Here is a 6,294-nt window from a genome sequence, read left to right as displayed (position 1 = left end):
CACCAACTGCACTTCGTGGAGGTATTTTTCTTTTTCCTCCTCGGTGTCGCCATCATTGTCAAATACAAAATCGAGAATCCCGATAGTGTAAACAGATTTTAGTTCAAAATCCCACTCAGATTTTGGAGCTTGCTCTCTTATAGGAAAAGTAGAATAGAAAACACTTCGGTCTTTGAAAAATTTTTGTTTTGCCTTTTGAAGTTCTACAATAAATTTTTCTCCTTTTTCGTTCTCACAATAGATATCAAAAATGGCCTTTCTGTCAATTTGGGTAGAACCCAAATGTTCAGTCTTCATATAGTTCAGTTCCACTATTCGTCCTTCGTTTTCCTTCAGTAATTCATTCAGGAAATCCAATAACAAATCTTTGTTTGGCTCTTCACCAAACAATCTCTTGAAACCAAAATCGGTAAATGGATTGATGTATTTTTCTTGAAAACCAGACATTTTTTTGAAATCTAATTGTTTTATTATTCTTCTCTAAAAGAAACTTTTACAAAATTACTCCTAAAACGGAACTTATCCAAAGTTAATTACTGTTTCGAAAATTTTCTTAGATATGTATTTACACTTCCCCTAAAGTATTCTACAAAAGTTTGTCCAAGATTGATATGCACATAGGGAGTCACAAATTGTAGAAAAATGTGTTTTGGGGAGAATTTACTAGAAAATATAGCGTAAAATGACAGTTTTGAAAAGACATTCTAGTAGATCAATTTAGTACACGAAAGTATAGTTGATGACATATTTTAATTAACTTGCATTCTTCAGATCAAAAAAATCATTTTTTATGAAAAAAATACTTGTTGCCAATAGAGGTGAGATTGCGCTTAGAGTGATGCGATCTGCCAAAGAAATGGGAATTAAAACAGTTGCCATATATTCCGAAGCCGATAGAGAGTCATTGCATGTAAAGTACGCTGATGAGGCCGTTTGTATCGGTCCTGCACCTTCTTCTGAGTCCTATTTAAAATCAGATAAAATCATTGAAGTATGTAAGGAATTAGGGGTTGATGGAATTCACCCAGGATATGGTTTCTTATCTGAAAATGCAGAATTTGCTGATTTAGTAGAGAAACACGGAATTACATTTATTGGTCCAAGTTCTCATTCTATGAGACTCATGGGAAACAAGCTTGCTGCAAAAGCTACCGTAAAAGAATACAATATTCCAATGGTGCCAGGAACAGATGAAGCACTAACAGACCTTGATGAAGCCGCTAAAATTGCAGTAGAAATAGGTTTCCCGATTCTTGTGAAAGCCGCTGCCGGTGGTGGAGGTAAGGGAATGCGAGTAGTAGAAAAAGCTGAAGAGTTAAAGGAGCAAATTCAACTTGCGATGAGTGAAGCACAATCATCTTTTGGAGATGGTTCTGTTTTTATCGAAAAATATGTTGCTTCGCCACGTCATATTGAAATTCAAGTATTGGCGGATGATCATGGAAATGTCATTCACCTTTTTGAGAGAGAATGTTCTGTACAAAGAAGGTATCAAAAAGTAATAGAAGAAGCGCCTTCAGCTGTTTTGTCTCCAGAAATGAGAGAGAAAATGGGAGAATGTGCAAAAGATGTTGCACGCTCTTGCCAATATAAAGGAGTGGGAACAGTGGAGTTCTTATTAGATGGTCCCGAAACTTTCTATTTCTTGGAGATGAATACTCGTTTGCAAGTAGAACATCCAGTTACGGAGATGATTACAGATATCGACTTAGTAAAAGAACAAATTCGTGTGGCAAGAGGAGAGAAGCTTCGCTTTAAGCAGGAAGATGTGGTTATGAGAGGTCATGCTATAGAAGTTCGTGTGTATGCTGAGGACGCTAAAAATAATTTTGCTCCAGATATCGGAGTATTAAAAAAGTATAAAAGACCATTTGGACCTGGGGTTCGTGTGGATGATGGATTTGAAGAAGGAATGAAAATTCCGATTTATTATGATCCAATGATTTCTAAACTCATTGCTTTTGCAGAAGATAGAGAATCGGCAATAGCCAAAATGAAAGAAGCGATTGGAGATTATGAGATTGTGGGAGTTCAAACCACCATGGATTTTGCAAAATTTGTAATGGACCATGAGGCGTTTAAAAGTGGAAACTTTGACACGCATTTTGTAAAAAATCATTTTGAACCACAAATGCTTGATGCTTATCAGCAAGAGAATGAAATGGAAATAGCAGCACTAGTAGCTGGAATGAAAATTGCTGAGAACTCAGTACAAGCTATTTCTAAATCAAATGGAGAAACAATTTCTAAATGGAAAATAAACAGAAAATAGTTTTCCAATACATTTTTTTGATATTCTTGAGCTTTGGAACATTCATTTCCAAAGCTCAAGATACCAATAAGGTTTTCACGGATCCCGATGATATCTATTTAGATGCCATTGTGACCGATGAAGATACTATTTACATAAATTACCTTTCTGAGGTAGAGCTTTTTGATTATACTCCACTTTCCCCACAGGATAGAAGAGCTTATTATCGACTAAGGAAAAAAGTTCTGAAAGTGTATCCCTATGCCTTAGAAGCAAGTAAGCAATATGTTTCTATCCATGAAGAAATGGAGCAAGAAAAATGCAAGCGGAAGAAAAAGCGTAAGGTAAAGAAACAGATGAAGTGGATCAAAAAAACTTTTGGAAAAGAACTCAAAAAGCTTAAAAGATCTGAGGGTCGAATTTTGATTAAACTCTTGCATAGAAACCTACAAATAACTGCTTATGATTTGGTTAAGGAGTATAACTCGGGTTTTAAAGCAAGAATGTGGCAAACTTTTGCAGGGTTTTATAGTATTGATATGAAGGCGGAATATCAACCTGAGTCTGATCGTAATGATCAACTCATTGAGATGATTATTCAAAAAGCCATAAATGACGATTTAATAGAAGAATCTAAATTAAGTCCTTATCAACTTGTGAAAATCAAAAAAAGAAATGAATAGATTTTTTTATGCCGTCTGGAAATATTGGGTGATTGTTGTAGGGGTCATATTTGGAATTCTATTTTTACCACTCATTGCCATTATTTTACTTCCTAAAACAGATCAATCAAGAAATTTTGCAAATATTTTTATCCGTCATCTTGCAAGAGCTTTGTTGCTTTGTGTGGGAATTATAACGGTTGTGAAAAATAAAAGTAGAAAAAAATCAAAAAGTAAGCAGTTTGTTTATATCGCCAATCACCGATCTTATTTAGATATCATTGTTGCTTTTATGATCATTTCTCCTAAAACACGTTTTATTGCCAAACAGGAAATATTTTCTTGGCCAGTTATCGGGTATTTTATGGGAAGATTAGGGCATATACCCGTGGATAGAAGTAGTCCTACTGCTAGAAAAAGGAGTTTAGAAAATATTCATAAACTCGTGAGAAGTGGAAGTTCTCTAATGATTTTTCCAGAAGGAGGAATTCATAACTACGATAAAATATTACATCCTTTTAAAAAAGGAGGCTTCTCTGTAGCAGTAGAAACAGAAACAGCAATATGGCCGTTTGCTATTCATAATGCTCATAAAATAAATCCTAGTGCAAAAGGTTTTGCAATTAAGCCCGGCTATCTAAAAGTATGTGTTTTAGAGGAGATTTCGGCACAAGGAAAAGAAGTTAGAGCTTTGATGCAAGAATCTTTTGATTGTTTACATAAAGAGCTAAAAGCAAAAAACGACTAATCCTAGTAGAGTAGTCGTTTTATAAATATTGGCTTGTATATTTTTATTACTTAATATAAAGCTTTCTTGTATTGATTGTACCTTGAACATCTGCTTTTAAGATATAAAAACCAGTTTTAAGGTCTGAGAAGTTTATTTGGTTCACATTTCTTACTTCCAATACATTTTTACCAGTCATGTCAAAAACATTCCAGTTTGCATCTGTATTTTCAGAAATCGAAGCGAAATTAGTGTTAATAAGAATCTCAAACTGATTATTTATTTCATCTAATCCAATGTTTTTAAGAACAATTTGACTCGCTCCTCTATTTCCATTTCCATGGTAATCAAAAGTATTTCCATTAGCAATGGCATAAGATAAAGGAATCGTCAATTTTGTTACATCAAAAGTATAGTCATCTCCATCACTGGTGTCAAAATCTCTTGTGTAAACAAAAGTTACCTTACTTCCATTTACCGTTTTAGAAGTTTGAGAAAGATCTTGTGAGGCTTGTTCTGCAGGTGCCGTGTTTCCAGACATTTTGTACTCACGAGCATCTCCGTTTGCTTTATCCACCACATTATGCATAATGGCATAACCTTGCATATTTGTAGTTCCAACTCCTAAACCAAACCAAGATGCGGTGTCTCCAGTTACGGTAAAAGTTGCTTTAGAAGTAGATTGATCTAGTGAAATCATTACTTCCATCTCATCGTTGTTTCCTAATGTTACAGAACCCTCAAATTTTTGAGCGAAAGTCATACTTGTAACACATAAAGAAGCTAATAATAAAATTTTCTTCATAAATTTTTTTGTTTTAAAATTAATTCATTCAGCAATTTATGAAATTTTTGATGTTAATGATTGAGATTTTTAGTTGAAATGGAGTATTTTCCCGAGTAAAGGTTGTCTATACAAGTGTGGTGTTTCGTGTCTATTGTTACGGTTTAAAATAAACTTCCAAAATAATTTTGTAAACAAAAAACAAATTATGTCATACTATTTTAATACAGTTTTAGAAAATACTTCGATGGAAGAGGCAATTGAAAAAGTAACTGTGGAACTCAAAAAAGTGGGTTTTGGAATACTTACAGAAATTGATATGCAAGATACTTTAAAGAAAAAATTGGATGTTGATTTTAAAAAATATAAGATTTTGGGTGCCTGCAATCCTCATTTTGTATGGGAAGCCATTCAGGAAGAAGATAAAATAGGGGCATTTTTACCTTGTAATGTAATTGTGGAAGAAGAAAATGGAACGACAGAAGTTTCAATTATCGATCCAATGGCTTTGATGCAATCTGTGAAGAACCCAAAATTAGAATCTTTTGGAAAAGAAGTGGGAGAAATGATGCAAGAAGTTTTGAAGAATTTACAATAGGAAACTTCTAAAAGTTCTTAACAAGAAAAATCCGAATGGAAGTTTGTAAGTTCATTCGGATTTTTTTGCCTTAATTTGGTTAAAAATGTCACTAGAGGATATTTTTTTATTCAAAATAGAGAACAAATTACCTTATGAAAGCTCGTTTTTACAAAAGAACCTTAAACTTCAAAATTCCCGCAGGAACTTCAAGAGGTATTCTCCACACCAAAGACTCATATTTTCTGATTCTCGAAAAAGATGGAAAAAAAGGAATAGGAGAGTGTTCTATTTTACCTAATTTAAGTATTGAGGGGAAACAGAACTTGAAACCCGTTTTTAATGAAATTTGCCATGAAATAGCAGAAGGGAAAGATTTTTTGATGGAAAAATGGAATCATTTTCCTGCGGTAAAATTTGCTATTGAGATGGCTTTCCAAGATTTGGAGTTTGGAGTAGAAAAAGAATTTTTCGCCAACGATTTTTTCGTTAATCAACAAGGGATTCTCACCAACGGTCTTATTTGGATGGGCGATAAGTCTTCTATGAAAAAACAGATTGAGCAAAAACTACAGAGTGGTTTTAGCTGTGTAAAGCTCAAAATTGGTGCAATAGATTGGAAAGAAGAATTAGCTCTTTTGGAATCGATAAGGAATGAGTTTTCTGCTGATAAAATTGAGCTACGGGTTGATGCCAATGGAGCATTTTTACCTAATGATGCATTGGGGAAACTTAAAGAATTAGCTGTATTTGATATTCATTCTATAGAACAACCTATCCGCCAGGGGCAGATAAAACAGATGGCAAATTTGGTGCAAAATACACCTATCCCTATTGCTTTGGATGAAGAACTGATTGCCGTTAGAGAACCAAATAAAAGAGAAAAACTCCTTCGGGACATCCAACCACACTATATAATTCTAAAGCCTAGTTTGCTTGGTGGTTTTTCTGATGCCGATGAATGGATTTCTATTGCAGAAAAAATGAAAATAAACTGGTGGGCTACTTCTGCCTTAGAATCAAATATTGGTTTAAACGCCATTGCTCAGTGGGTTTCTCAGAAAAAACCTAAGCTACCACAAGGTTTAGGTACAGGAAGTCTATTTAGTAACAATATTCAAGCTCCTCTAAAGATTCGTGGAGAACGCTTGTATTATGGTAATGAAAGTTGGGAGGAGCTTTAACAATTTGTTCGAAATTAAATATCAAATAGTTAACGATTCTATTAAGATTATAATGTATTTTAGGCTAATTAATTAATTGAGAATTGGGCATAATAATAAAATTAGGAAA

7 protein-coding genes are annotated in these 6,294 nt (G+C 33.9%); 5 read left to right on the top strand and 2 right to left on the bottom strand.

Features of this window, described 5'->3' with window-relative positions; all coding sequences use genetic code 11:
- Positions 1–447: Rpn family recombination-promoting nuclease/putative transposase (locus N4A45_10170; GenBank protein MCT4665587.1), on the bottom strand; the 447-nt coding region annotated here is incomplete at its 3' end.
- A 343-nt stretch (positions 448–790) separates the two neighbouring features.
- On the opposite strand from N4A45_10170, the gene accC reads away from it, so the two are divergent.
- The 3 genes from accC to N4A45_10155 are packed head-to-tail and all read left to right on the top strand — an operon-like array spanning position 791 to position 3,661.
- Entirely contained in the window at positions 791–2,272 is a 1,482-nt protein-coding gene (gene accC, locus N4A45_10165) for an acetyl-CoA carboxylase biotin carboxylase subunit (protein ID MCT4665586.1), read from the top strand.
- Positions 2,251–2,934, top strand: coding sequence for a DUF4294 domain-containing protein (locus tag N4A45_10160; protein MCT4665585.1), 684 nt, complete (start codon positions 2,251–2,253; stop codon positions 2,932–2,934). The genes accC and N4A45_10160 overlap by 22 nt, the downstream gene beginning before the upstream one ends.
- A complete protein-coding gene (locus N4A45_10155) occupies positions 2,927–3,661 on the top strand; it encodes a 1-acyl-sn-glycerol-3-phosphate acyltransferase (GenBank protein ID MCT4665584.1) in 735 nt (244 codons plus the stop codon). The genes N4A45_10160 and N4A45_10155 overlap by 8 nt, the downstream gene beginning before the upstream one ends.
- Positions 3,662–3,707: 46 nt before the next feature.
- On the opposite strand, the gene N4A45_10150 is transcribed toward N4A45_10155, so the two are convergent.
- Positions 3,708–4,445, bottom strand: coding sequence for a T9SS type A sorting domain-containing protein (locus N4A45_10150; protein MCT4665583.1), 738 nt, complete (start codon positions 4,443–4,445; stop codon positions 3,708–3,710).
- A gap of 187 nt (positions 4,446–4,632) precedes the next feature.
- Here N4A45_10150 and N4A45_10145 point away from each other — a divergent pair, with 187 nt between their 5' ends.
- Both N4A45_10145 and N4A45_10140 read left to right on the top strand, forming a co-directional pair.
- On the top strand, positions 4,633–5,022 hold the full coding sequence (locus N4A45_10145) for a DUF302 domain-containing protein (protein ID MCT4665582.1): 390 nt from the start codon (positions 4,633–4,635) through the stop codon (positions 5,020–5,022).
- 134 nt (positions 5,023–5,156) lie between these two features.
- Positions 5,157–6,185: an o-succinylbenzoate synthase gene (locus N4A45_10140; GenBank protein MCT4665581.1), complete on the top strand. Its 1,029-nt coding sequence runs from the start codon at positions 5,157–5,159 to the stop codon at positions 6,183–6,185.
- Positions 6,186–6,294: the final 109 nt, after the last annotated feature.

The organism is Flavobacteriales bacterium (genome assembly GCA_025210805.1).
Classification (GTDB): Bacteria; Bacteroidota; Bacteroidia; order Flavobacteriales; family CAJXXR01; genus JAOAQX01.
Note: the sequence above shows the minus strand (reverse complement) of the source record. Positions and strands in the feature narration are given on the sequence as shown.

Excerpts from the sequence above, each read along its gene's own strand:
- accC (MCT4665586.1), top strand. The coding sequence starts at position 791 with ATGAAAAAAATACTTGTTGCCAATAGAGGTGAGATTGCGCTTAGAGTG.
- N4A45_10160 (MCT4665585.1), top strand. The coding sequence starts at position 2,251 with ATGGAAAATAAACAGAAAATAGTTTTCCAATACATTTTTTTGATATTC.
- N4A45_10155 (MCT4665584.1), top strand. The coding sequence starts at position 2,927 with ATGAATAGATTTTTTTATGCCGTCTGGAAATATTGGGTGATTGTTGTA.
- N4A45_10150 (MCT4665583.1), bottom strand. The coding sequence starts at position 4,445 with ATGAAGAAAATTTTATTATTAGCTTCTTTATGTGTTACAAGTATGACT.
- N4A45_10145 (MCT4665582.1), top strand. The coding sequence starts at position 4,633 with ATGTCATACTATTTTAATACAGTTTTAGAAAATACTTCGATGGAAGAG.
- N4A45_10140 (MCT4665581.1), top strand. The coding sequence starts at position 5,157 with ATGAAAGCTCGTTTTTACAAAAGAACCTTAAACTTCAAAATTCCCGCA.